The sequence below is a fragment of the Streptomyces sp. NPDC107538 genome (assembly GCF_055657445.1).
The window spans coordinates 338,396-364,719 of record NZ_JBVKAY010000002.1 but is presented as its reverse complement, the minus strand read 5'-3'; the positions used below and the strand labels follow the sequence as shown (position 1 = coordinate 364,719).

19 protein-coding genes are annotated in these 26,324 nt (G+C 69.8%); 11 read left to right on the top strand and 8 right to left on the bottom strand.

Going from position 1 to position 26,324, the window contains the following annotated elements; genetic code table 11:
• Positions 1–180: 180 nt before the first annotated feature.
• The gene (locus tag ACZ7MG_RS07480; RefSeq protein WP_471387847.1) at positions 181–2,991 is read left to right on the top strand and encodes a SpoIIE family protein phosphatase; all 2,811 of its coding nucleotides are present in this window, start codon (positions 181–183) and stop codon (positions 2,989–2,991) included.
• Between the two features lie 103 nt (positions 2,992–3,094).
• Here ACZ7MG_RS07480 and ACZ7MG_RS07475 read toward each other — a convergent pair whose 3' ends face one another.
• On the bottom strand, positions 3,095–4,705 hold the full coding sequence (locus ACZ7MG_RS07475; protein ID WP_471387844.1) for a hypothetical protein: 1,611 nt from the start codon (positions 4,703–4,705) through the stop codon (positions 3,095–3,097).
• A 150-nt stretch (positions 4,706–4,855) separates the two neighbouring features.
• Between ACZ7MG_RS07475 and ACZ7MG_RS07470 the strand changes: the two genes are divergently transcribed.
• Positions 4,856–5,152, top strand: coding sequence for a hypothetical protein (locus tag ACZ7MG_RS07470; protein ID WP_471387841.1), 297 nt, complete (start codon positions 4,856–4,858; stop codon positions 5,150–5,152).
• 81 nt (positions 5,153–5,233) lie between these two features.
• Here the strand turns inward: ACZ7MG_RS07470 and ACZ7MG_RS07465 are convergent, their stop codons facing one another.
• Genes ACZ7MG_RS07465 through ACZ7MG_RS07450 form a run of 4 tightly spaced genes read right to left on the bottom strand, consistent with a single transcriptional unit; the run spans position 5,234 to position 9,146 of the window.
• Positions 5,234–6,019, bottom strand: coding sequence for a succinate dehydrogenase/fumarate reductase iron-sulfur subunit (locus tag ACZ7MG_RS07465; protein WP_471387837.1), 786 nt, complete (start codon positions 6,017–6,019; stop codon positions 5,234–5,236).
• Positions 6,016–7,968 (bottom strand): fumarate reductase/succinate dehydrogenase flavoprotein subunit, encoded by a 1,953-nt coding sequence (locus tag ACZ7MG_RS07460; protein WP_471387834.1) that lies wholly within the window; start codon positions 7,966–7,968, stop codon positions 6,016–6,018. The genes ACZ7MG_RS07465 and ACZ7MG_RS07460 overlap by 4 nt, the downstream gene beginning before the upstream one ends.
• Positions 7,968–8,804 (bottom strand): hypothetical protein, encoded by an 837-nt coding sequence (locus ACZ7MG_RS07455; RefSeq protein ID WP_471387831.1) that lies wholly within the window; start codon positions 8,802–8,804, stop codon positions 7,968–7,970. The genes ACZ7MG_RS07460 and ACZ7MG_RS07455 overlap by 1 nt, the downstream gene beginning before the upstream one ends.
• A gap of 51 nt (positions 8,805–8,855) precedes the next feature.
• On the bottom strand, positions 8,856–9,146 hold the full coding sequence (locus ACZ7MG_RS07450; RefSeq protein ID WP_471387829.1) for a hypothetical protein: 291 nt from the start codon (positions 9,144–9,146) through the stop codon (positions 8,856–8,858).
• Positions 9,147–9,631: 485 nt separating this feature from the next.
• Here ACZ7MG_RS07450 and ACZ7MG_RS07445 point away from each other — a divergent pair, with 485 nt between their 5' ends.
• From ACZ7MG_RS07445 to ACZ7MG_RS07405, 9 genes are all read left to right on the top strand, one after another.
• A complete protein-coding gene (locus tag ACZ7MG_RS07445; protein ID WP_471387826.1) occupies positions 9,632–11,986 on the top strand; it encodes an ABC transporter family substrate-binding protein in 2,355 nt (784 codons plus the stop codon).
• A gap of 331 nt (positions 11,987–12,317) precedes the next feature.
• Positions 12,318–14,234 carry a translational GTPase TypA gene (gene typA / locus ACZ7MG_RS07440; protein WP_471387824.1) on the top strand — a complete coding sequence of 639 codons (1,917 nt, stop codon included), beginning with the start codon at positions 12,318–12,320 and terminating at the stop codon, positions 14,232–14,234.
• Between the two features lie 415 nt (positions 14,235–14,649).
• The gene (locus tag ACZ7MG_RS07435; protein WP_471387822.1) at positions 14,650–15,690 is read left to right on the top strand and encodes an ABC transporter permease; all 1,041 of its coding nucleotides are present in this window, start codon (positions 14,650–14,652) and stop codon (positions 15,688–15,690) included.
• Between the two features lie 103 nt (positions 15,691–15,793).
• A complete protein-coding gene (locus ACZ7MG_RS07430) occupies positions 15,794–17,596 on the top strand; it encodes an ABC transporter substrate-binding protein (protein WP_471387819.1) in 1,803 nt (600 codons plus the stop codon).
• Between the two features lie 126 nt (positions 17,597–17,722).
• A complete protein-coding gene (locus ACZ7MG_RS07425) occupies positions 17,723–18,700 on the top strand; it encodes an ABC transporter permease (protein WP_471387816.1) in 978 nt (325 codons plus the stop codon).
• A gap of 10 nt (positions 18,701–18,710) precedes the next feature.
• Positions 18,711–19,772: an ABC transporter ATP-binding protein gene (locus ACZ7MG_RS07420; RefSeq protein ID WP_471387813.1), complete on the top strand. Its 1,062-nt coding sequence runs from the start codon at positions 18,711–18,713 to the stop codon at positions 19,770–19,772.
• Positions 19,773–19,786: 14 nt separating this feature from the next.
• Positions 19,787–20,929 carry an ABC transporter ATP-binding protein gene (locus ACZ7MG_RS07415; protein WP_471387809.1) on the top strand — a complete coding sequence of 381 codons (1,143 nt, stop codon included), beginning with the start codon at positions 19,787–19,789 and terminating at the stop codon, positions 20,927–20,929.
• A gap of 90 nt (positions 20,930–21,019) precedes the next feature.
• The gene (locus ACZ7MG_RS07410) at positions 21,020–21,673 is read left to right on the top strand and encodes an HAD-IA family hydrolase (RefSeq protein WP_471387806.1); all 654 of its coding nucleotides are present in this window, start codon (positions 21,020–21,022) and stop codon (positions 21,671–21,673) included.
• Positions 21,674–21,744: 71 nt separating this feature from the next.
• Positions 21,745–22,128 carry a VOC family protein gene (locus ACZ7MG_RS07405; protein WP_471387802.1) on the top strand — a complete coding sequence of 128 codons (384 nt, stop codon included), beginning with the start codon at positions 21,745–21,747 and terminating at the stop codon, positions 22,126–22,128.
• Between the two features lie 31 nt (positions 22,129–22,159).
• Here ACZ7MG_RS07405 and ACZ7MG_RS07400 read toward each other — a convergent pair whose 3' ends face one another.
• From ACZ7MG_RS07400 to ACZ7MG_RS07390, 3 genes are all read right to left on the bottom strand, one after another.
• Positions 22,160–23,143: an ABC transporter permease gene (locus ACZ7MG_RS07400; protein ID WP_471387799.1), complete on the bottom strand. Its 984-nt coding sequence runs from the start codon at positions 23,141–23,143 to the stop codon at positions 22,160–22,162.
• 38 nt (positions 23,144–23,181) lie between these two features.
• Complete coding sequence (locus ACZ7MG_RS07395; RefSeq protein WP_471387796.1) at positions 23,182–24,972, bottom strand: ABC transporter substrate-binding protein; 1,791 nt, start codon at positions 24,970–24,972, stop codon at positions 23,182–23,184.
• 68 nt (positions 24,973–25,040) lie between these two features.
• Positions 25,041–26,042, bottom strand: a complete 1,002-nt coding sequence (locus ACZ7MG_RS07390) for an ABC transporter permease (RefSeq protein WP_471387794.1) — start codon at positions 26,040–26,042, stop codon at positions 25,041–25,043.
• Positions 26,043–26,324: the final 282 nt, after the last annotated feature.

The window sequence follows — 26,324 nt, the reverse complement described above, 5'->3', positions numbered from 1 at the left end:
GGTTCGAGGGGCCAACGCCTGGTTAGAAGACTTGGGAGTATGTTCCGGCCGGTCCAAAAACGATCGGGACCGTGCTGTGATCGTGAACACCGTGTTGTGTGGCGCCGTAGTGCTGGATACTGCGGGCAGCCGCCCCTGGTGACCGAAGCCGGACGCGGTGAGCTGGAGGGGACGGTTCGCGTGAGCGAGATACCAGCGAAGGCCACGAAGTCCACGGGTTCCAGGAACCCGTCGGACCGCGCGAGGCCCGAGGCCGCAGACGATTCCGGCCTGGGCGCAGCCACGCGCGACAACGGGGCCGCACGCGACAGAACGGGCGGCGGCCCCACGGGCCGCGGGCCCGAGGGGCGTACGTCCGGAAGCGGGACTTCCGGACGTCGGGCGTCCGGAAGCCGGGCGCCCGGCGCGCGCGGTGGTGATGCCGCTGTGTCCGACGGCGGCGCGAGTGTCATGGGTGGTCACGGGACCGGAGACTCGATGTGGCAGACCAGCCCGCCCGGGTCCATGTACGACTACATCAAGGTCGCTTCGTTCTCGATCGGTCCTGACGGACTCGTCGACCAGTGGAGTCTGCGGGCCGAGCAGTTGTTCGGCATCACGGCGGCGCGGGCCGTGGGGATGGACCCCATCGAGGCCTTCATCGACCCCGACCGGCGTGCAGAGGGCCAGCGGAAGATGGCCGAGGTCCTCGACGGCCGGGAGTGGACCGGAGTGGTCCCCTTCCGGGTGCCCGGCCCCGAAGGAGTGGAGGGGCTCGCCGAGGTCTATGTGATGCCCACCACGGTGGAGGGCGGCGAACGGGCCGCCGTGTGCATCGTCGTGGACGTCCGGACCCTGCGCCGGATAGAGACCGACCTTGCCGCTTCGCAGGCCATTTTCGGCCAATCTCCGTTCGGCTTCCTTCTGATAGACACCGATCTCCGGGTGCGGCGCGCCAACCAGCGTTTCGCGTCCATCTACGGCGGCGACGTCGACGACCACCGCGGCCGGGGCGTCCACGACTATCTGCAGTCCCCGGAGGCCGAGCGGGTCGAGGCGACCCTGCGGCGGGTGATGGAGACCGGCGACTCCATCACCGACATGCACATCACGGGCTTCGTGCCCGGCTCCGAAGAGCGCCGCCACTGGTCCATCAACCTCTTCCGCGTGCACAGCGGCACCGGCCGCCCCATCGGCATCGCCTGGCTCGCCACCGACATCACCGCCCGCCGCTCCGCCGCCCGCGAAGCGGCCGCCGCCCGGCGCAATCTCGCCCTCCTCAACGAGGCCGGGACACGCATCGGCAACTCCCTGGACCTGGAGACCACCGCCCGCGAACTCCTCGACGTCGTCGTCCCCGGCTTCTGCGACCTCGCCACCGTCGACCTCTACCAGGGCCTCCTGGTCGGCGACGAGACCCCGCCCGGACTCGCCGACGGCAGCGCCGAACTGCGCCGGGTCGCCTTCGCCAGCGCCGTCTCCGACGCGCCCTTCGTCGGCGGACCCGCCCCCGTGAGCGTCGGCGCCGTCCACCACTATCCGTTCAACTCGCCCTGCGCGGACGCCCTGCGCACCGCGCGCCCCCAACAGGTGCCCGAGGACGGCAGCCTGATCCAGTCGACGCTCGCCGTGCCGATGGTCGCGCACGACACCGTCGTCGGACTCGTGCAGTTCTCCCGCACCAAGGGCAGCGAGCCGTTCGGCGAACGCGACCGGGGGCTCGCCGTCGAACTGGCCGCGCGCGCCGCCGTCTGTATCGACAACGCGCGCCTCTACCGCCGTGAGCACGAACGCGCCCTCATCCTCCAGCGCTCCCTGCTGCCGCCGGGCGACCCCGAGGCCTCCGGACTCGACATCGCCTGCCGCTATCTGCCGGGCAACGCCGCCACCGAGGTCGGCGGCGACTGGTTCGACGTCATCGAACTCCCCGGCCACCGCACGGCACTCGTCGTCGGCGACGTGATGGGCCGCGGACTGCGGGCAGCGGTGGCGATGGGCGAACTTCGTACGGCCGTTCGTACGTTGGCCCTGTTGGACCTCGAACCCGCCGAGGTCCTCTCGGCGCTCGACGAGATCGCCCGCGGCCTCGGCACCCCCGGCGGCGTCCAGTCCGCCAGCCGCACGTCCGCCAGTCGGCCCCGTGACAAGGACCTCTCCGAGGTCTACCTCGCCACCTGCGTCTACGCCGTCTACGACTCGGTGACCCGGCGCTGCACCTTCGCCAACGCGGGCCATCTGCCGCCGGTGCTGGTCGAGCCCGGCGAGAGCGCGCTGATGCTCGACGTGCCGCCCGGGATGCCGCTCGGGGTCGGCGGCGAACCGTTCGAGGAGGTGGAGGTCGAACTACCCGAAGGCGCGCTCTTGGCGCTCTACACGGATGGACTGGTCGAATCGCGCCACCATCCCCTCGACGAGGGCCTCCAAGCGTTCGTCGGCGCCCTCACCGACCCCGCCCAGCCGCCGACCGCACTGCGCTCCGACACGCCCCGGTCGCTGGAGGACGTCTGCGACCACGTCCTCAACACCCTCGACACCCACCACGGCGAGGACGACATCGCGCTGCTGATGGCCCGCGTGCAGGGGCTGCCGGAGGACTCCGTCGGCGACTGGACGCTGCCGCGCGAACCGCGCAGCGTGGGCCGCGCGCGGGAGTACGCGCGCGGGCAGCTGCTGGCGTGGGACCTGGAACCGCTCGTCGACACGGCGGAGCTGCTGGTCAGCGAGCTGGTCACCAACGCGCTGCGGTACGGCGAGGGTGAGATACGGCTGCGGCTGCTGCTCGACAGGACGCTGGTGTGCGAGGTGTGGGACGCGGGGCTGGTGCAGCCGCGCCGGCGGCGGGCCCGTGACACGGACGAGGGCGGGCGTGGGCTGCAGCTCGTCGGACTGCTCTCCGCGGCGTGGGGGTCCCGGCGGACGCCCCGGGGCAAGACGGTGTGGTTCGAACTGCCCTTGCCGGGTGGGGAACATGGACTGACCGATCCGGCGGAGGCGTTGCTGAGCCTGTTCTAGACGGCGACGGTGGGGTGGTCGCGGTGGGTTCCGGGGTGACGGTGCGTCGTGGCTTGTCGCGCAGTTCCCCGCGCCCCTTGGGGCGCGTGTGTGGGGCCTTCCTTCAGAACTGGCCGCCTGCTGTTCTGCGGGCTCGGGTGGCCGTGCCGCCGTAGCAGGCGGGGCCGCGCAGGTCGGCTCGGCCGGTGCCGTCGGGGGGCTCGCCGAGGATGATGCCGCCCAGGAGGGCACCCGCGAGGCCGTCGCCGACGGGGCCGCCGTACGGGTTGCCGTACGCCCGGACGTCCTGCTCGGCCAGGTTCCGGGCCTCCTGGGCGAGCGTGTGGGCCCGCTGGGGGTGACCGTCCGCCAAGTGCCGTTCCGCCTCCGACAGCCGGGTTCTGGCCTCCGCGCCCACCGCTCCCCGGTGCGTGGTGACGAAGTCGGCCGCGGTGACTACCGCGCTGCGGGCCGGGAGGAGCCAGTCGTCTCGGTGGGTGAGGGCGTCCAGGGGGTCACGGGGGTCGTCGTGCGGGCCGCTGGACGGGGTGTCCTGCTGGGCTGCGGCGGTCACGGCGGCTGTGGCTTCCGTCAGTTCGGCGGCGAGCCGCTCCACCCCGGTGACGAACAGGTCCGCCTGGTCGATCGCTCCCTCGGCGGCCCTCAGGTGTACGGCGGCGGTCAGCAGGTCGCCGGGGTAGGCGGCCTGGCGGGCGCGGTTCAGCTCGGTGGTGGCGAAGACCAGGCGGTCCTTGGCCTGCTCGACATGGCCGGTGACGGGGAGGGACGCGGCCGGGGCGTAGGCGTCGCGGAGGGCCGTGAGAGTGGTGGCGGCGATCGCCGTACGGCCGGTCAGTTCACGGAAGCGGGTCTCCGCGTGTTCCAGGGCCGGGGTGATGTCCCGTTCCAGGGCGCGGAGTTGATCGAAGGCGGGCGTCGCCGTGTCGAGCCGCCGCTGCGCCGTCGTGCACCGGGTGAGGATCTCCTCCAGCAGCGCGCGTTTTTCCTCGGGTGGCAGGGATGCGCTCTCCTCATCCAGCCGCTGCCTCGCCACGAAGGCCGCCACCAGTTCGCCCCGCGCGTCCGCCAGCGCCTCCACGAACGGCCTCACCGCGTCCCGTGCCGCTGGGGTCTCCGCGAAGGGCTGCGCCGGATCGAGGGCGACGGGCCGCTCCGGGGGCGTCACGAGCGGTCCGGCCTCGCCGGCCTCCTCCGCTCTCTCCTCCGCCTCCTCCGTCTCCTCTTTCTCCTCCGGCTCCGCCTCCGTGGGGCGCGGTCTCGCCGCCGCGAAACGGAGTTCCTCGGCGCTCGTACGGACGCTGTCGTCGGTCTCGACGAGCAGGCGCAGGGCGCGGTCGCGGAGGTCGGGCAGGGGGGCGGCGGGCGGGACGAAGGTGCCCGTGGGGGTGGTGTACAGCCGGGCGCGGCGCCGGCGTCGTACGAGCGAGTACGCGGCCAGGGCGACGGCCGTACCCGCGGCGGCCACCGGCAGGATCAGGTCCGCCCCGGACGCCTCGTCGTCGGCCGGTGCCGCCGCGCCGTCGGTCGACGGGGCGGCCAGGAACAGCCGGTCGGCGGCCGGCCCTGTGTCAGGCCTCTCGGCGGCCGTCCGTGTCGCCGTGGGCAGCAGCAGCCAGGCCAGGGCCACGAGGCCGCCGAAGACGGCGTGGGCCAGGCGCACGGCTATGTGCGACGTGGCGCCCCGCGCTCGGTTTCTTCTCAGACGCGACGTCACATTTGGGAGCGTATGACCGGGAGTGCGTGGTCGCGAGCGGGGTGCGGCGGACCGGGGGAGGGGGAGGCCGGTACCGATGGCGGGAGCATGCCATGATCGCCTCGTCCGTGAGGCCGGGGCAGAGGCAGAGGCATAGGCAGGGGCAGGGGCATGCTGAGCAACATCGGGATCGGGTGTCTCGCGGCGGCCGTCGTGGCCACGGTCGTGTTCGGGGTCGCCGCGATCCGTACGGGATGGATGCTGCCGTGGCTGCGGCGCCGCACGCTACGACCGGTGCTGTGGGGCTACGCCACGCTCGCCGGCGGCGCGGGCCTGTGCCTGTGGTGCGCCGGCATGGTGGTGAGGGAGCGCGCGGACGTCTTCGGTCTCGCGGGCCTGCTCCTGATCGTCTCGAACACCGTGCTGTCGTACCTCGCGACCCGCCCCGGCCGGGGCATCACCCAGTGACGGCCCTCACCGCTCTGACGGCCCTCACCGTCCTGACGGCCCTCACCGTCCTGACGACCCCGGCCGGGCAGGTCCGCGTCGTCAGCGGTCCGGGGTCGTGGACGTACGCCTTCTGATCTTCGAGCCCAGCCACACCAGCGGGTCGTACTTACGGTCGACGGCGCGCTCCTTCAGGGGGATCAGCGCGTTGTCCGTGATCTTGATGCCCTCGGGGCACACCTCCGTGCAGCACTTGGTGATGTTGCAGTAGCCGAGGCCGTGTTCGTCCTGGGCGGTGGCCTTGCGGTCCAGGCCGGCGTCCTCGGCTGCGTCCAGCGGGTGCATGTCCAGTTCCGCGACGCGCATCAGGAAGCGCGGGCCGGCGAAGGCCGTCTTGTTCTCCTCGTGGTCGCGGACGACATGGCAGGTGTCCTGGCAGAGGAAGCACTCGATGCACTTCCGGAACTCCTGCGGGCGGTCCACGTCCTCCTGCATCATCCGGTACTCGCCGGGCCCGAGTTTCTCCGGCGGTACGAACGACGGGACCTCGCGCGCCTTGGTGTAGTTGAAGCCGACGTCCGTGACCAGGTCGCGAACGACCGGGAAGGCCCGCAGCGGCGTCACGGTGATCGTCTCGTCCTGTTCGAACACCGACATCCGGGTCATGCACATCAGCCGGGGACGCCCGTTGATCTCCGCCGAGCACGAACCGCACTTGCCCGCCTTGCAGTTCCAGCGGACGGCGAGGTCGGGCGCCTGGGTGGCCTGGAGGCGGTGGATGATGTCGAGGACCACCTCGCCCTCGTTCACCTCGACCTCGAAATCCTTCAGGCCGCCGCCCCGCACATCACCCCGCCACACCTTGAAGTGGGCCGCGTAGCCGCTCATTCGTACAGCTCCTCTTCGGCGAGGTACTTGACCAGCTCCTCCTTGTCGAAGAGGGCGAGCAGGTCGGGGCGGATGGCTTCGGTGGTCTCACGGGTGAGGGCGATCTGGCCGACGGCGGGATCCCAGGTCTCCGGTCCGCCCGTCGGATCGGCGAGCCGGCAGATCAGGTTGAGCCGGCGCCAGTCGCGGTCCATCGTCGGATGGTCCTCGCGCGTGTGCCCGCCACGGGACTCCGTACGCTCCAGCGCGGCCCGCGCCACACATTCGCTGACCAGCAGCATGTTCCGCAGATCGAGGGCGAGGTGCCAGCCGGGGTTGAACTGCCGGTGCCCCTCCACGCCCGCCCGGCGCGCCCGCACCCGCAGATCGGCCAGCTTCTCCAGCGCCTGCTCCATCTCGCCCTCGCGGCGGATGATGCCGACCAGGTCGTTCATGGCCTGCTGGAGTTCCTGGTGGAGGGTGTACGGGTTCTCCGGCGGCCGGCCCGTGGCCTCGTCCCGCCGCCCGGGCGCCGGGCCCTCGGCGGAGAACGGGCGCAGCGCCTCGGCGGCGGCCGTGTCGATCTGGACGTCGTCCACCGGGGGGCGTGCGCCGGTGAGACCCGCCGTGTACTCGGCCGCGTGCAGTCCCGCCCGGCGGCCGAACACCAGCAGGTCGGAGAGGGAGTTGCCGCCGAGCCGGTTGGAGCCGTGCATGCCGCCGGCCACCTCACCGGCGGCGAACAGACCGGGCACGCCGCGGGCCGCCGCCGTGTCCGACTCGACCGCGATCCCGCCCATCACGTAGTGACAGGTCGGCCCGACCTCCATGGCCTCCGCCGTGATGTCGACGTCCGCCAGCTCCTTGAACTGGTGGTACATGGAGGGGAGTCGGCGCCGGATGGTCTCCGCCGGCATCCGGGTGGACACGTCCAGGAAGACACCGCCGTGCGGAGAGCCCCGGCCCGCCTTCACCTCGGCGTTGATGGCCCGCGCCACCTCGTCGCGCGGCAGCAGTTCGGGCGGGCGGCGGTTGTGGTCCGGGTCCTCGTACCAGCGGTCGCCCTCCTCCTCGGACTCCGCGTACTTCTCCTTGAACACGTCCGGGATGTAGTCGAACATGAACCGCTTGTTCTCGGAGTTCCGGAGCACCCCGCCGTCACCGCGCACCGACTCGGTGACCAGGATGCCCTTCACCGACGGCGGCCAGACCATGCCCGTCGGATGGAACTGCACGAACTCCATGTTCAGCAGCGGCGCGCCCGCGAGCAGCGCCAGCGCGTGCCCGTCGCCCGTGTACTCCCACGAGTTCGACGTCACCTTGAACGACTTGCCGATGCCCCCGGTGGCGATCACGACGGCGGGCGCTTCGAGAACGAGGAAACGCCCCGACTCGCGCTCGTAGCCGAAGACGCCGGAGACGCGCTCGCCGTCCTTCAGCACCCGGGTGACCGTGCACTCCTGGAAGACCTTCAGCCGGGACTCGTAGTCACCGGTCTCCGCGCGGTCCTCCTGCTGCAGCGCGACGATCTTCTGCTGGAGGGTGCGGATCAGCTCCAGGCCCGTACGGTCGCCGACGTGGGCGAGACGCGGGTACTCGTGGCCGCCGAAGTTGCGCTGCGAGATCCGGCCGTCCTTCGTACGGTCGAAGAGGGCGCCCCAGGTCTCCAGCTCCCACACCCGGTCCGGGGCCTCGCGCGCGTGCAGCTCGGCCATCCGCCACTGGTTGAGGAACTTGCCGCCGCGCATGGTGTCGCGGAAGTGGACCTGCCAGTTGTCACCGGAGTTGACGTTGCCCATCGCGGCCGCGATGCCGCCCTCGGCCATCACCGTGTGGGCCTTGCCGAACAGGGACTTGCAGATCACGGCCGTACGGGCGCCCCGCTCACGGGCCTCGATCGCGGCGCGCAGCCCGGCGCCGCCGGCGCCGATCACGACGACGTCCCACTGCTGTCGTTCGACCACGGACATCAGAACAACCTCGGATCGTCGAAGGCGCCGGACGCGACCAGGTACACGTAGAAGTCGGCGAGCGCCACGCTCACCAACGAGGCCCAGGCGAGCTGCATATGACGGGCGTTCAGCTTCCCGACCCACTGCCACATCCGGTACCGCACCGGGTGCTTGGAGAAGTGCTTGAGCTTGCCGCCGACGATGTGCCGGCACGAGTGGCAGGAGAGGGTGTACGCCCAGATCAGCACGATGTTGACGAGGAACACGAGGGTGCCGAGGCCCATGTGGCCCCAGGCGTAGTGCTCGTCGCGGAAGGCCAGGACCGTGTCGTAGGTGAGGATGCCGGCGACGAGGAGGGCCGCGTAGAAGAAGTACCGGTGGAGGTTCTGCAGGATCAGCGGGAACCGGGTCTCACCGGAGTACTTCTGGTGTGGCTCGGCCACGGCGCAGGCGGGCGGGGACGCCCAGAAGCCGCGGTAGTAGGCCTTGCGGTAGTAGTAGCAGGTCAGGCGGAAGCCGAGCGGGAAGATCAGGATGATGATCGCCGGTGAGATGCCCCACCAGCCGCCGAGGATCTCCCAGTTGGGGCCGCCGCGCATGGGCTCGCAGCGTTCCGCCAGACAGGGCGAGTAGAACGGCGAGACGTAGGGGGCCGCGTAGTAGTGCTCGTCCGCGAAGGCCCGCCAGGTCGAGTACACGATGAAGGCGAGCAGTCCGGCGGCCGTGGCGGCGGGCGCCAGCCACCAGCGGTCGGTGCGCAGATGCGGGGCGGAGATCGCGGCGCGCGTACGGGTCCGTACGCCGCCGCGCTGTGGATGGGGATCTGTTGCGGGTGGTTCCGTACCAGTGGCCAACGGGGGACTCCCGGTCGGGTTGGTTGTCGGGGGTGGGCCGGACGACGGCGGTCAGGGGGCCCGGCGGTCGCGGGAGCCGAGGCCCTCGTCGTCGGAGTCCGTCCACAGGGAGCTGTCGTACGGGGTGTCGGGGATGGGGACGAGGTCGGGGCGGCGCGGCTTCGCCAGGTCGGGGGCGGCCTCGCCGAGCAGCGCGATGCTCTCGCGCAGGTGGTCGGCGTCGGTTCGGACGCGGCGTATCTCCAGGCCGGTGCCGCCGAGTTGCTGTTCCAGGCGGCGTACGGACATGGTCAGTTCGTCCAGACAGCGTCGGACCGACGCCAAGTCGTCGTGCACGGACATGACTTGCCCTCGCTTTCACGGGGCCTCGGCCCCAAGGCGGCAACGTTCATGCGCCTGCGAGTGTCGCGCGTCACACCGGCCGGTGGGAAGCGGTTTGCGGTTTTCTTTTGCGCGTGTCGGGGGGCGCCGGGTGGGTGCGTTGTCGGGTGCGGGTCCGGTGGGGCTTCTCGCGCCGTTCCCCGCGCCCCTAAAAGACCAGGCCCCTACGGGCCTGAAAAGCACGGGGCGCAGCCCCTGTTTTTCAGGGGCGCGGGGAACTGCGCGAGAAGCCCCACCCACCCGCGGCCGAAACACGACCGCACCCCGGAGGGGAGGCGCGGCCAAACGGGTGGGTTCCGGCGCACGCCCCGTCGTGTCGGCCGCCCCGCAGGGGCCCCGTCCTCTTCAGTGGGCCGCATCCGTCTGATCAGCTCCATATACCGCCGAACGTGATCAGAGCCACCCCCGTCCCCGTTCTCCCACCGCGGAGCGAGGAGGTCGCAGTGATGCCGATTCCCCACGACCGCGATCGACACGACCGCGTCCGACCGCGCGCCCCGCGCCGCTCCCTGGCGTTCCTGGCCGCCGGCGTGCTCACGCTGCCCCTGCTGAGCGGATGCGGTGAGGAGGACCCGGCGGGCAGACCCGTCGCCGAGCAGGACATCGCGCCCGCCGCGCGGAACCTGGTCGCGGACGGCGGCACCCTGCGCTGGGCCGTGGACGCCGTACCGGAGACGCTGAACACCTTCCAGGCGGACGCCGACCCGGCCACGTCACGGATCGCCGGCGCCGTCCTGCCGTCGATGTACCGCCTCGACGCCAGCGGACGCCCCCAGCTCAACTCCGACTTCGTGGAGTCCGCGGCGGTCGTCGAGCGCGAGCCCCGGCAGGTCGTCCTCTACAAGCTCCACCAGGAAGCGGTGTGGAGCGACGGCCGGGAGATCGGCGCCGCCGACTTCGTCGCGCAGTGGCGGGCCCTGTCCGGCAAGGACTCCGCGTACTGGACGGCCCGGAACGCCGGCTACGAGCGCATCGAGAAGATCGAACGCGGCGAGAACGACCTGGAGGTCCGGGTCACCTTCGCCCGTCCGTACGCCGACTGGAAGTCGCTGTTCTCGCCGCTGTACCCGAAGCAGGTCATGGGCACGCCCGACTCCTTCAACGACGGCGCCCGCAAGAAGCTCAAGGTCACCGCCGGTCCGTTCGCGCTGAAGGAGATCGACCGTCAGGACGGCGAGGTCACGCTCGTCCGCAGCCCCCGCTGGTGGGGTCGCACCGCCAAGCTCTCCCAACTGGTGCTGCGTGCCGTGCCGCGCGCCGAACGGGCGAAGGCGCTGGCCGAGGGCAAGGTCGACATCGCCGACATCGACTCGGCGCAGGCCGAGCGGATCATGCTCGCCGCCCCGGAGAAGAAGAAGTCGCAGGGTGCGGGTCCGCTCTCCCAGAGCAGTCCCCTCGCCCACGAGGGCCCCGCCCACGGCCCCGACTCCGGCCCCGACGCCGGTCTGACCCCCGCGAAGTCGATGCGGTCCTGGGCCGTCGCGCACGGCTCGGACGAGGAGGCCGCGGACGACGAGGCCGGCGCCCGGAAGAAGCGGCGCGCGGCGCTCGCCGCGTACACCGCCCAGCAGTCCGCGCTGCGCGGCTTCACCGTCCGCCGGTCCCTGGAGCCCGCCTTCACCCAGCTCGCCCTGAACGGCTCCGAGGGCCCCCTCTCCGACGAGCGCGTCCGCCGCGCGGTGGCCCGTGCCATCGACCGGAAGAAGCTCGCCGCCCTCGTCCTGGAGCCCCTCGGCCTGCCCGCGGAACCCGTCGGCAGCCACCTCGCCCTCGCCGGGCAGGCCGCCTACGCCGACAACAGCGGCGCCCTCGGCGACCAGGACACCGACGAGGCCCGCGCCCTCCTCGCCGACGCCGGCTGGGAACAGGGCGGCCCCCTCCAGCCCGTCCCGGAGAGCAAGAAGGCGGCCGGCGCGGAGGGGGAGACGGACCAGAAGAAGCGGCAGGCGGGCGAGAAGAAGGACGAGAAGGGCGAGAAGAAGGCCGAGGAGAAGGACGAGAAGGGCGAGGGCAAGCGCGACGCCGACACCGCCTCCGGCCGCGCCTCCGACGGCGGCTCCGGCTCGGGCTCCGGCTCCGGCGACGAGAGCACGTACATCGTCGGCGACGACAACAAGCCGTACGACGCCGACGAGAACCTCGCCCAGGACGGCAAGCAGTTCAAGCCGGGCGGTGCGCCCGGCGCGTACGCCCCGCAGGGGACGCGCGCACCCGCCGACGCCGCGCGCGGGCCCCTCGCCAAGAACGGCAAGCTGCTGACGCTGCGGTTCGTGCTGCCCTCGGGGCCGGGCACGGAGTCCCTGCGGGCCGTCGGTCAGCGGATCGCGGCGATGCTGGAGCGCGTCGGGATCCGTACGGAGATCACGAAGGTCGCGGACGAGAGCTACTTCAAGGACCACATCGCCAACGGGCAGTACGACCTCGCGCTGTACTCCTGGCCGACCTCCGCGTACCCCGCCACCGACGCCCGGCCGATCTACGCCAAGCCGGTGCCCGCGGCAGACGGCTCGCTGAGCGTCGAGCAGAACTACACGCGCGTCGGCACGGACCGGGTCGACCAGCTCTTCGACCAGGCCGTGGCCACGCTCGACGAGTCCAAGACCCGTTCCCTGATCCGCAAGGCGGACGCCCGTATCTGGGCCGCCGCCGGGTCCATCCCCCTCTACCAGCGGCCCCAGCTCGTCGCCGCCCGCACCACCCTCGCGAACGCGGGCGCCTTCGGCTTCCAGACACCGGTCTACGAGGACATGGGCTTCCTGGAGAAGGGTGCGAGGGGACCGGCCCGGCCGACGGAGAAATAGGAGATCGTTCCCCGGAAACCTCGGCCGCCGCCCGTGTCCACGCGGGCGGCGGCCGACGTACGGGGAGGGGAGGGGCGGGGCTCCTGCGAGACCCGCCCGGAGCCCCTGGCCGAGGAGGTCTGAGTCACACCGGGGCGTCGCCGAGCTGGGGCGGGGGCCGGTCCCGGGCCCGTTCTGGGGAGGTCCGGGACGGCCCGGGGAGCCCGCGCGTCCGCGGCCCCGTACGATGGGGTGAGGCCGTGGCGTGTCCAGCCCGGCAGGGTCCGCGCGACAGATGTCGGTACAGACGTCAGCGTGGGCCGTCCGCACACTCCGGGAGAAGCGCCTCACTATGGCTGTGACCGAAACGCGTCACGACATCCGCAACGTCGCCATCGTCGCCCACGTCGACCACGGCAAGACCACTCTGGTCGACGCCATGCTCAAGCAGGCCGGTGCCTTCGCCGCGCACGCCGCCGAGTCGCTCGACGACCGCATGATGGACTCGAACGACCTGGAGCGTGAGAAGGGCATCACGATCCTCGCCAAGAACACGGCGGTGAAGTACCACCCCAAGGATGGCGGCGACGTCATCACCATCAACATCATCGACACCCCCGGCCACGCCGACTTCGGTGGTGAGGTCGAGCGCGGTCTGTCGATGGTGGACGCGGTCGTGCTGCTCGTCGACGCCTCCGAGGGTCCGCTGCCGCAGACCCGCTTCGTGCTCCGCAAGGCGCTCCAGCAGCGTCTGCCGGTCATCCTGTGCATCAACAAGACGGACCGCGCGGACTCGCGCATCGACGAGGTCGTCAACGAGACCTACGACCTCTTCCTCGACCTCGACGCCGACGAGGACCAGATCGAGTTCCCCATCGTCTACGCGTGTGCGCGTGACGGTGTCGCCTCGCTGACCAAGCCGGAGGACGGCACCGTCCCGGCCGACAGCAACAGCCTGGAGCCGTTCTTCTCCACGATCCTGTCGCACGTCCCCGCCCCGTCGTACGACGCGGAGGCCCCGCTCCAGGCCCACGTCACCAACCTGGACGCCGACAACTTCCTGGGCCGTATCGCGCTGCTCCGCGTCGAGCAGGGCGAGCTGCGCAAGGGCCAGACCGTCACCTGGATCAAGCGCGACGGCACGATGTCCAACGTCCGCATCACCGAGCTGATGATGACCGAGGCGCTCACCCGCAAGCCCGCCGAGGTGGCCGGCCCCGGTGACATCTGCGCCGTCGCCGGTATCCCGGACATCATGATCGGCGAGACCCTCGCCGACACCGAGAACCCGATCGCGCTGCCGCTGATCACGGTCGACGAGCCGGCGATCTCGATGACCATCGGCACGAACACCTCGCCGCTGGTCGGCCGCGGCGGCACCGGCAAGGGCGCGGACAACAAGGCCGCGGTCAAGGACCGCAAGGTCACCGCCCGCCAGGTCAAGGACCGCCTCGACCGCGAGCTGGTCGGTAACGTCAGCCTCCGGGTCCTCGACACCGAGCGTCCCGACGCCTGGGAGGTCCAGGGCCGCGGTGAGCTGGCGCTCGCCATCCTGGTCGAGCAGATGCGCCGCGAGGGCTTCGAGCTGACCATCGGCAAGCCGCAGGTCGTCACCAAGGACGTCGACGGCAAGGTCTACGAGCCGGTCGAGCGCATGACGATCGACGTGCCCGAGGAGCACATGGGCGCGGTCACGCAGCTCATGGGCGTCCGCAAGGGCCGCATGGACAACATGTCGAACCACGGCTCCGGCTGGGTCCGCATGGAGTTCGTCGTCCCGTCCCGCGGCCTCATCGGCTTCCGTACGGAGTTCCTGACCGGCACGCGCGGCACGGGCATCGCCCACTCCATCCACGAGGGCCACGAGCCGTGGTTCGGCACGCTGACGACCCGTAACAACGGCTCGCTCGTCGCCGACCGCTCCGGCGCCGTCACCGCGTTCGCGATGACGAACCTCCAGGAGCGCGGTGTGCTGTTCACGGACCCCGGCACCGAGGTGTACGAGGGCATGATCGTCGGTGAGAACTCGCGCTCCGACGACATGGACGTGAACATCACCAAGGAGAAGAAGCTCACGAACATGCGGTCTTCCTCGGCCGACTCGTTCGAGGCGATCGTCCCGCCGCGCAAGCTCTCCCTGGAGCAGTCCCTGGAGTTCTGCCGGGACGACGAGTGTGTCGAGGTGACCCCGGAGGCCGTACGCATCCGCAAGGTCAACCTGGACGCCCGCGAGCGCGCGCGTGCCGCGAGCCGCGCCAAGCACGGCTGATCATCCGGCCGTACGTCTGACGTTCCGTCAACTACCGTCTGTGAAGACCCGGTTCTCCGATTATTGGAGGGCCGGGCTTCCGGGCTGCCCGTATGGGGGCGAATCCACCGTTCATCCGGCTGTCTGAGAGCTGTGAAGGGCTGTTCGGATATCGGTGATCCGGCGATCAAGTTTCGGACATGTAAACAAAAATCGTACCCTGAATGTCCGCTTCGCCGGTTTCCCTTGTTGCCTGTCAAGCGCGACCAGGTGTCAATCTTTGCAATTTTTGCTCAAAATATGGACGGTAGGGAGATCCCTATGCCTTCCGCCCTTGACGCGCGTTGACCCATTTGGCGAAAGTTCCCCCAAACCACAGAACCTGCCGGTAACTGTGCTGCGCTCAACTCTCCAACCCCCCGGGGGAAGAACAGACATGACCAGTCCAACCAAGGCCGAGGGCTCCGGGTCCGCGGTCGCCTTGGACCCCGAGCTCGACGCGACCGCCGAGGTCGCCAAGGGTGAGAAGAAGCTTGAGGGTCGTTCCCCCGGGCAGTTGATGTGGCAACGGTTCAAGCGTGACCGTACGGGAGTCGTCTCCGCGTGCGTAGTGATTTTCTTCTTCGCCGTCGCCGCGCTCGCACCGGTGATCTCGAGCCTGTACGGCAAGAACCCCTACACGCTGTACGCGCAGGAGCCCGACTTCCCGTTCCTGCTCGACGACTTCGCGATGCCCACCGGTTCCTTCGGCGGCATGTCGGGTGACTTCTGGTTCGGCGTCGAGCCGAAGCTGGGCCGCGACGTGTTCACGATGCTGCTGTACGGCATGCGGACCTCGCTGTACATGGCGGTCCTCGTCACCCTGTTCAGCGTGACCACCGGTGTTCTCATCGGCATGATCGGCGGCTACTTCGGCGGTCGTGTCGACTACTGGGTCGGTCGGATCACCGACTTCTTCCTCGGGTTCCCGCAGCAGCTGTTCTTCATCGCCTTCATGCCGGTCGTCACCGCGCTCTTCGTCGACCCGCGTGACGAGACGCCGACCTATCTGCGGGCCGTGGCCATCGTCCTGGTGATGTGGTTCCTCGGCTGGATGGGCCTGGCCCGTCTGGTGCGCAGCTCGGTGCTCTCGCTGCGTGAGCGCGAGTTCGTGGAGGCGGCCAAGGTGTCCGGGGCCTCGCCCTGGCGCATCGTGCGCAAGGAGATCCTGCCGAACATCGTCACCCCGATCCTGGTGCAGGGCACGTACATCCTGCCCAGCACGATCCTCTCCATCGCCTTCCTCTCGTTCGTCGGCGTCGGCTTCACCGAGCCCACCCCCGACTGGGGCCGGATGTTCGCCGTCGGTGCCGACGTCTACGAGCAGGACCCGATGTTCATGTTCTTCCCGGGCGTGGCCATGGTGGTCTTCGTGCTCTGCTTCAACCTTCTCGGCGACTCCGTCCGGGACGCTTTCGACCCCAAGACCGGACGGTAATCGTCCATTGGTGGGTGGGGGGACTGCCGCCCCCGACCCGGGTTCGCCCGGGCCGTCAGGCAGTACTCGTGGACAACTATCGACAGGTAGGTGCATAGGCATCATGAAGCCCATCAGAAACCGCACCACGCGCGCCGTGGCTGTGGCGCTCGTGGCCGGCTCGCTGGCGCTCGCCGGCTGCTCGGACAACGGCGACAGCAACACCAAGGACACGTCCAAGTCCAAGGACGACGCCGCCGAGCAGTCGAAGCCTGTCGCCTACGGTGACGCCGCGGCGTCCACGGGTCCGGCCGAGGAAGTCAAGGGCGCCAAGTCCGGCGGTGTCATCAACGTCTACCAGCAGTCGGACATCACCCACCTGGACCCGGGCCAGATCTACGTCTCCGACGCCGGTCAGCTCGCGAACCTGATCCACCGCGGTCTGACGAACTACCAGGAGGACGACAAGGGCAACCTGACGGTCGTCGGTGACATCGCCACCGACTCCGGCACGTCCTCCGACGGCGGCAAGACCTGGACGTACACGCTCAAGGACGGCATCAAGGACGAGGACGGCAACGCCATCACCTCGGCCGACGTCCGGCACACCATCGAGCGCCAGTACTCCAAGGTCATCTTCGACGGCCCGACGTACGTCCAGAGCTGGCTGTCGGGCTCCGACTACCGCAAGGCGCTGCCGGACGGCCCGTACAAGGGCAAGCACCTGCCGGACTCCGTCCTGGAGACCCCGGACGCCAAGACGGTCGTCTTCCACTTCGACCAGCCGCGCCCGGACCTGCCGCAGGCCCTGGCCATGGCCGGCTACGCCATCGTGCCCGAGAAGCAGGACACGAAGGAGAAGTACGACAAGGCGCCGGCCTCCCTCGGCCCCTACAAGATCTCCGAGCTCAAGGCCGGCAAGTCGCTGACCCTGGTCAAGAACGACCAGTGGGACCCGAAGACGGACGTGGTGCGTCACCAGTACGTCGACGGCTTCAACTTCACCAACACCATCGACCAGGCCAGCCAGACCAAGCGTCTGATCGCCGACCAGGGCGACGCCAAGAACGCCATGCAGTTCACGGACTCCGTGGACCCGGCGCAGATGTCGACGGTCATCGGCAACGCCGCGACCAAGAAGCGCACCATCCAGGGCTACCAGCCCTACGTGTGGCAGCTGACCTTCAACCTCGACGCCGACGCCGTCAAGGACAAGAAGGTCCGCGACGCGATCACCTACGCGATCCCGTCCCAGGCCATGGTCCAGGCCGACGGCGGCCGCTACGGCGGTGAGGTCGCCGGTGGTCTGATGGCGCCGACCCTGCCGGGCTACGACGCGTCCTACGACCCGTTCGGCAAGACCAAGAAGCCCAACGGTGACCTGGACAAGGCCAAGGCGCTGCTGAAGGAGGCGGGTGTCAAGGAGGGCACGAAGCTCAGCTACGCCTACTCCAACACCCCGCGCGGCCAGGCCCAGCAGGTGATCATCAAGGACGCGCTGGCCAAGATCGGCTTCGACGTCCAGGCCAAGGAGATCGACCGGGCCAGCTTCTACGAGCAGGTCGGCAAGCTGGACAACCCGTACGACATCTACATGACCGGCTGGGGCCAGGACTGGTCCTCCCCGTCCACGGTCATCACCCCGGTCTACGACGGCACGCTGGTCGCCGACGGTGGCTCGAACTACTCCCACATCAAGGACGCCAAGGTCGACGAGCTGATCAAGAAGGCTCTGACCGAGGAGCCCGAGGCCGCGGCCAAGACGTGGGAAGAGGCTCACCACCGCATCGTGGAGGAGGTCAACCCGGCCGCCCCGGTCTACTACTCGAAGCAGATCCAGCTCTTCGGATCGAACATCGGTGGTGCCCGGTACAGCACGGAGTCGAGCTACATCGACATCAACGACGTGTTCCTGAAGCAGCCGTAATCCGGCTGTCCGGCCAGACCGGTCACACCGGCTGATCCGCGGGGGTGTGCGCCAGGCGGAGCGCACCCCCGCGGTCGGTTCCACCCCCTCCGACCGCCGCGTTTTCGAAGAGAGCATCCACCCGCCATGCTTCAGTTCCTCATCCGCAGGCTGATCGGCGCCGTCGTCATCATGTTCCTGATCGGCGCGTTCACGTTCTTCCTGTTCTATACGATCCCCCAAGACTTCGCGCAGCTGTCCTGCGGCAAGAACTGCTCCCCCGAGAACATCGCGGTCATCAGAGAGAACCTCGGCCTCGACAAGCCCATCACCACGCAGTTCTGGGAGTTCATGTCCGGCATCGTGGTCGGCCGTGACTTCGCGGTGGGGCACTGCTCCGCGCCGTGCCTGGGCATGTCCTTCCAGTCCGGCGACTTCGTCTGGGACTCCATCACCGACAGCTTCCCGCTCACCCTGTCGCTGACCATCGGCGGTCTGATCATCTTCCTGGTGCTGGGCCTCGGCTCCGGCCTCCTCGCCGCCTGGAAGCGCGGCACCGCCGTCGACAAAGCCGTCAGCGGCGCCTCGATGGTCCTGAGCTCGTTCCAGATCTACTTCCTCGGCCCGATCGTGCTCGGCATCTTCGTCTACAGCACCGGCTGGATGGAGAGCCCCAAGTACGTGCCGTTCACCGAGGACCCGGCGGGCTGGTTCATGGGCCTGCTGATCCCCTGGGCCGTGATGGCCACCATCTTCACCGCCCAGTACACGCGTATGGCCCGCTCGACCATGATCGAGCAGCTCTCGGAGGAGCACGTCCGCACGGCTCGCGCGAAGGGCATGAAGCAGCGGTACGTATTCTTCCGTTATGCCTGGCGTGGTTCACTCATTCCGATCGTCACCATCATCGGCATGGACCTGAGCGCGCTGCTGTCCGGCGCCGTGGTCACGGAGTTCACCTTCGACCTGGCCGGCATCGGGCGTCTCGCGGTGGAGTCCTCGGTCGGCAAGGACATCCCGCTGACGATGGGCGTGATGCTGTTCGGCGCCTTCTTCATCCTGATGCTGAACATCGTCGTGGACATCGCCTACGCCTACATCGACCCGCGCGTGCGCCTCAGCTAGGAGAAATACCGTGACCACTCTGACCAAGACCGAAGGCGAGAAGGCCCCGACCGGGCCCGAGGCCTTCCTCTCGGTCCGCGACCTGCGGGTGCGGTTCTCCACCGAGGACGGCATAGTCAAGGCCGTCGACGGGCTCTCCTTCGACGTCGAGCGCGGCAAGACGCTGGGCATCGTGGGTGAGTCGGGCTCCGGCAAGTCCGTGACCAACCTGACCGTCCTCGGCCTGCACAACCCCAAGACCACCACCGTCGAGGGCGAGATCATCCTCGACGGCAAGGAACTCGTCACCGCCAAGGAGAAGGAGCTGGAGCAGCTCCGCGGCAACAAGGTGGCGATGATCTTCCAGGACCCGCTGACGGCGCTCTCGCCGTACTACACGGTGGGCCGGCAGATCGCCGAGCCGTTCATGAAGCACACCGGCGCTTCCAAGAAGGAGGCCCGGCAGCGGGCGATCGAGATGCTGGCCAAGGTCGGCATCCCGCACCCGCAGACCCGCGTGGACGACTATCCGCACCAGTTCTCCGGCGGTATGCGCCAGCGCGCCATGATCGCCATGGCGCTGGTCTGCGACCCCGACCTGCTGATCGCGGACGAGCCGACCACCGCGCTCGACGTGACCGTGCAGGCGCAGATCCTCGACCTGCTCAAGGACCTGCAGCAGGAGTTCGGCTCCGCGATCATCTTCATCACCCACGACCTCGGCGTCATCTCCGACATGGCCGACGACCTGCTGGTGATGTACTCGGGCCGGGCCGTGGAGCGCGGCAGCGTCCGTGAGGTGCTGCGCAACCCCACGCACCCCTACACCTGGGGTCTGCTCAGCTCGATGCCCCGCCTCGGCGGCGACACCGACCAGGCGCTCACCCCGATCCCCGGCTCCCCGCCCAGCCTGCTCAACCCGCCCACCGGCTGCCCGTTCCACCCGCGCTGCGCGTTCACCGGTGAGGTCACCGGCGACCGCTGCAGCACGGAGCGGCCGGCGCTCGGCGAGGGGCGTGCCTCTGCCTGCCACCTGACGGCGGACCAGAAGCAGACCATCTTCATCGACAAGATCCAGCCCCGGCTGCGCTAGGGAGAACCGAGATCATGAGCGACAACCTCACCCTCCCCGCACAGCAGGGCTCCCAGGACACCGCGGCCGAAACGCTCCTCAAGGTCGAGGGTCTGACGAAACACTTCCCCATCTACGGCGGCTTCCCGATCAAACGCAAGGTCGGTGCGGTCCAGGCCGTGGACGGCATCGACCTGACCGTCGGCGTCGGCGAGAGCGTCGGCCTCGTCGGTGAGTCCGGCTGCGGCAAGTCGACCACCGGGCGGCTGATCACCCGGCTGATGGAGCCGACCGGCGGGAAGATCACCTACAGGGACCAGGACATCACCCACGCCTCGCGCAAGCAGCTGGCGCCGGTGCGGTCCGAGATCCAGATGATCTTCCAGGACCCGTACTCCTCGCTGAACCCGCGGCAGACGGTCGGCACGATCATCAAGTCGCCGATGGAGGTCAACGGGATCAACCCCGAGGGCGGCCGGGAGAACAAGGTCCGCGAGCTGCTGGAGCTGGTCGGCCTCAACCCCGAGCACTACAACCGCTTCCCGCACGAGTTCTCCGGCGGCCAGCGCCAGCGCATCGGCGTCGCCCGCGCGCTCGCCCTGAACCCGAAGCTGATCGTCGCGGACGAGCCGGTCTCGGCGCTGGACGTGTCGATCCAGGCGCAGGTCGTCAACCTGCTCCAGAAGGTCCAGGACGAGCTGGGCATCGCGTTCCTGTTCATCGCCCACGACCTCGCCATCGTCCGGCACTTCTCGAAGCGCGTCGCGGTCATGTACCTCGGCAAGATCGTCGAGGTCGCCGACCGTGACTCGCTCTACAACCGGCCCCGCCACCCGTACACGCACGCCCTGCTGTCCGCGGTGCCCGAGGTCGCGCTCGACGACGAGGTGGAGGTGAAGGAGCGGATCCGGCTCGCCGGTGACGTGCCCTCGCCGATCGCGCCGCCGTCCGGCTGCCGCTTCCGTACGCGCTGCTGGAAGGCGCAGGACAAGTGCGCCTCCGAGGAGCCGCCGCTGGTCCAGCTCTCCGGCAACCTGGCCGGCCACCTGACGGCCTGCCACTTCCCGGAGGACCCGACGACCGAGTCCCGCGCCGAGGACGTCGTCCTGGACCCGGCGCTCAAGGCGCTGGAGGACGGCGCGCCGGAGGACTCCGACGCACCGGTGAGCAAGGGCTGACCGGCCGTTCTGTCGTGAACCGCGGGGCCTGCCACACGGCGGGCCCCGCGGCGTTTCGAGCGTCGGCGACCGAGGGATGGGGGGCAACGGGTGGCAGGGGACGGTGTGTCGGCCGCCGCGGTGCTGTTCGACGTCGACGGCGTGCTGATCGACACCGCCGACGCGCACGGGCGGGTCTGGCGGGCCTGGGCTCGGGCGCGGGGCCTGGACGCGGAGGCCGTGTGGCGGGTCACGCAGGGGCGGCGGCGGGCGGACATCCTGCGGCTGGTGGCGCCGGAGCGTGATCCGGCGGAGGAACACCGGGCCCTGGACCGGCTGATGGCCGCCGAGGAACCCGGGTTCCGGGCCTTCGACGGGGCCGCCGGGCTGCTGCGCGCGCTGCCGTCCGGCCGCTGGGCCGTCGTCACCTCCAGCCGCGCCGGGCCGACCGCCGCCCGGCTCGCCCGTACCGGGCTCGTCGTGCCCGAGGTACGCGTCTGCGCGGAGGACGTCTCCGCGGGCAAGCCCTCGCCGGAGGGCTATCTGGCCGCCGCCGCGCGCCTCGGCGCCGACCCGGGCCGGTGCCTGGTCGTCGAGGACGCGCCGGCGGGCATCGCGGCGGGCCTGGCGGCCGGCTGCACGGTGTACGCGGTGGCCTCCACCCATCGGCCGGAGGAACTCCGGGACGCCGACGCGTGTTTCGGGTCCTTGGCGGAGGCGGCGGAGGCGATCGTGCGGCACACGCGAGGCAGGCGTCGGACGTAGGGCATGCGGCACACGCAACGCACGCGTCACACTGGGCACGTACGTCCCAACCGACCTCACGGAGACACCAGTTGAGCCAGAGTCACCCCAGCATCCACAGCCTCACCTTCGACTGCACCGGCGATCCCTACGACGTCGCCCTGTTCTGGAGCGAGTTGCTCGGGCGGCCGTTGGCCGATGACGACAAGCCCGGTGATCCGGAGGCGTTGATCGCGGATCCGGCGGGTGGGCCGCGGTTGTTGTTCGTGCGGGTGCCCGAGGGGAAGTCGGTGAAGAACCGGATCCACTTCGATCTCAAGCCGCACGGCCGCACCCGCGCCGAGGAGGTCGAGCGGGCGCTCGGGCTGGGTGCCCGGGTGGTCGCCGACCACACGCGTCCCGACGGTGGAGGCTGGGTGCTCATGGCCGACCCCGAGGGGAACGAGTTCTGTGTGGAGCGGGGGGAGCTGGGCTGACCCGGGGGGAGGGGCCCGGCCCCCCTCCGTCCTACGCCAGCCGCACCCGGGGATCGATCAGCGCGTACACCGCGTCCACCACGATGTTCGCGAGCACGATCGCGGTGGCCGCCACCAGGACCACCCCCAGCAGCAGGGGCAGGTCGTTGTCGCGGACGGCCTTGATGGAGAGGGCGCCGATGCCGTGGAGGCCGAAGGTCTCCTCCGTGATGATGGCGCCGCCCAGGAGGTAGCCGAGGTCGAGGCCGAGGATGGTGACGATGGGGCCCATGGCGCCGCGCCAGGCGTACCGGAAGAAGACCGTGGAGCGGGACATGCCCTTGGCGCGGGCCGTGCGGACGTAGTCCTCGGCGAGGGTCTCGACCAGCTGGGAGCGGGTCATCCGCGTGTAGTTGGCGGTGAAGATGATCGCCAGGACCAGCCAGGGGAGGAGCAGGCCCTTGAACCAGGTCAGCGGGTCCTGGGAGAAGCCGACCGCGTCGGACGGGCGGGGGAGCAGGCCCCACTGGTCGGACAGGTAGTACATCGCCACCACGCCGACGATGTAGATCTGGAGCGACGAACCGATCAGGGACGCCGAGGACGCGATCTTGTCCAGCGGGCGGCCCTGTGCCACCGCCGCGATCATGCCGGTGCCCACCCCGAACACCACGAAGACGACCGTGCTGCCGAGGGCGAGGGAGAGCGTGGTCGGGAAGCGGTCGGTGATCAGGCCGAGGACCGGTTCGTGGTTGGTGAAGGAGTAGCCGAGGCAGGGGGCCGGGCAGTGGCCGAGCCCGGTGTAGTCCCGGCCGGTGAAGACCCCCGCGAGCCAGTGCCAGTACTGGACGGGCAGCGGGTCGTCGATGCCGAGGTTGTGCCGGACCAGGGCGAGCGTCTGCGGGGTGCAGAGCTTGCCGCAGGCCGTGCGGGCGGGGTCGCGCGGGGCGACGTAGAAGAGGAGGAACGTGATGGCGCTGATGACGAGGAGGATCAGCAGCGCGCTCAGCGTCCGGCGTGCGATGAAGCGGAGCATGGCGGTTCGGTCTCCGGTCCCGGTCCCGGCCGTGTGGCTCAGGCCTTGGCGTACAGCTTGTAGACGATGAACGCCGAGAACAGCGGGTCGAACTGGGCGCCGCCGACCTTGGAGCCGTAGAGGTAGTAGCGCCGCTGGTAGGTCTCCGGGATGATCGGCGCCTCCTTGGTCATGATCTCCTTGTCCAGGGCCGCCCAGGCCGCCTCCTCCTTCACGGTGTCCGTGATGGTCGTGTTCTTCTTGATCGCCGCGTTGACCCAACTCACGTTCAACTGGGAGACGTTGGGGGCGTTGTCGGCGATCGTGGTGCCGTCGAAGAGGGGCTGGAGGAGGGTGTAGGCGGCGGGCCAGTCCGGCGACCAGCCGTACCACATCACGTCGAACTGGTTGTCGATCTGGCCGACCTGGTCGTAGTAGCTCGTCGACTCCACCGGCTTCACGACCGGGTCGAAGCCCGCCTCCTTCAGGGCGTTGGCGATGACGACCTTGGTCTTGTCGTAGGCGTCGTTGGCGCCCTGCGGATAGGTGTAGACGATCTTCTGGCCGAGTTTGCCGGCCTCCTTGAGCAGGGACTTCGCCTTCGCCGTGTCGCCGCGCGGGTTCTTCAGCTTGCCGTAGACGTCGAACTTCTCCCGGCCCGCGATGTCCGGGCTGAGGACGGTGGTCGCGTAGTCACCGGCCGACGGGCCGCCGTAGATGGAGCGGATCTGCTCCAGCGGCCAGGCGTAGTTGAGGGCCTGACGGACCCGGACGTCCTTGATGCGCCGGCAGTTGATGGCGTAGTAGTACAGGCCGGTCAGCAGGCCGTCGACCGTGCGGGACTCCAGGGTCGAGTCGCTGATCACCTTCTGGATGCGCTCGGCCGGCACCCCGCTGTAGGCCATCACCGCGTACGCGTCGGTCCCGGAGTCGGCGATCAGCCGGTCGGTGGCCTGGAGGGCTTCCGGGCCGAACTCGAAGACGACGGAGTCCGGGTAGGCGTTGCGGATCGGGTCCGTCTTCGGGTCCCAGTGGGTGTTGCGCACCAGGGTCAGGGACTTGTCGACCGAGTGCTGCCGGATGCGGTACGGGCCGCAGGAGACCGGGTCCTTGTCGTACTTCTCCTTGGTGTCCTGCTTGACCGGCACGGCACCGTAGGAGTGCATCGCCAGCGCCCAGTTGAGGTCGGGGCGGGCCGTCTTCAGATGGAAGGTGATGGTCTTCTTCGCGGTGTCGGTGACGACAGAGGAGAGGTGCTTGCCGCCGTAGGGGCCCTTGTAGACCGACCGGAAGTCGTTCGAGCCGGTCAGCCAGGTCTGGACGTAGGTGGCGCCCTCGGTGGTGAAGCTCGCGAAGCCGCGCTCGATGCCGTGGCGTACGTCGTCGACGGTCAGCTCGCTGCCGTCCTCCCACTTCAGGCCGTTCTTGAGGGTGAACGTCCAGGTCTTGCCGCCGTCCGTCATGGTGCCGGTGTCGGTGGCGAGGTCGCCGACGAGCTTCATCGAGCCGTCGGTGGCGATCTTGTAGCCGGTGAGACAGCGGACGTAGAGGTTCGCGACCGTGGAGTTCCAGGCGAAGTAGATCCGCTGCGGGTCGAGGTGGGAGAAGTCGTCCGGGCCGATCGGGTGGATCGTGCCGCCCTTGCGCGCGCCCGCGACCTCCGGCGCGGGGCCGGTGGAGTCCGCCGCGGTGCCCACCGCGACCTTGGAGTACGTGGCGGCGGAGCCGGAGGCCGCGCCGCCCCCCGCCGCACCGCCCCCGCCGCCGCTGCTGCACGCGCTGAGGACGAGGGCGCCGCCGGCCGTGGCGACCGAACTGGCGATGACGAAGTTTCTGCGGGAGATCGACATGGGTGTCCTGCCTGGATCAGGGAGAGGGGGGCCCTCGTCGGTGGAGGCGGGGCCGTCTTGAAAGGGGCTCAGCGTCTGGTCTTCGGGTCCAGCGCGTCGCGGACCGAGTCGCCGAGGAGGTTGAAGGCGATCACGAAGACCACCATCGAGAGGCCGGGGAAGAGCATGTACGTGATGTCGCTCTGGTAGACCTGCGCGCCGCGCTGGATCATCACGCCCCAGTCGGGGGTGGGGTCGCTCAGACCGACGCCGAGGAAGGCGAGGGCCGCCTCGGTGGTGACGTACATCGGCAGCGCGAGGGTCGCCTGGATGAGGACCGGCGTCCACAGGTTCGGCAGCAGCTCCCGGAAGACGATCCGGGCCGGGGAGGCGCCGGTGACCTTCGCCGCCTCCACGAACTCCCGCTCCCGCAGGGCCAGTACCTCACCGCGCAGCAGCCGGGCGATCGGGGCCCAGCCGAACGCGGTCATCACCGAGATCAGGCTCACCACCGTCAGCCAGGTCGGGGTGTTCTCGTCCGGCGGGACCAGGATCGAGATCATGACCGGCCACATCGCGATGAAGAACAGCGTGGAGGGGAAGGCCAGCAGGATGTCGACGATCCGGCCCACGACGTTGTCGATCCGGCCGCCGAGATAGCCCGCCGTCACCCCGACGACGATGCCGAGCGCCGTGACCAGCAGGGTCGTCACCGTGGCGATCAGCAGGGAGTTGCGGATGCCGTAGAGGAGGAGGGTGAAGACGTCCCGGCCGAGCTGCGGCTCGACGCCGAACCAGAAGCCGCCGCTCACGCCGCCGTTCGGTGCGACCGGGAAGCCGAACTGGTTCAGCAGGCCCGGCTGGTTCTGGCCGTACGTCGTGTACGGGTCCTTGCCGTAGGCCTTGGCGATCAGCGGGGCGGCGATCGCGGTGGTGAAGAACAGGACGACGACGTACGCCGATATGACCCCGGCGCGGTCCCGGCGGAAACGGCGCCAGGCGATGCGGCCCGGTGAGCTGGTGCCGCCGGTTCGGGGCGGGGCGGGTGCCGTCTCGAAGGGGGCGGCGGTGAGTGGTGTCGAGGTCCCCATGACGTGACCTTTCAACCGGTGGCGGGGGTGGGTCAATGCGTTCGCGCGGGCTTTGACCAAGGTGAGGGGGATTGCCGAACCGGCTCTTACTGGGGCGAACCTCTTCTCTTACCGGCGCGTCGGGATGGGGGGCGTGGGAGGGGGTGGGGGGTGCGGTGCGTCGGCGGGTGCGGGTGGGTGGGGGCTCTCGCGCAGTTCCCCGCGCCCCTGAAAAGCACGGGCTGTGCCCTGCGCTTTTCAGGCCCGCAGGGCCTGATCTTTTAAGGGGCGCGGGGAACTGCG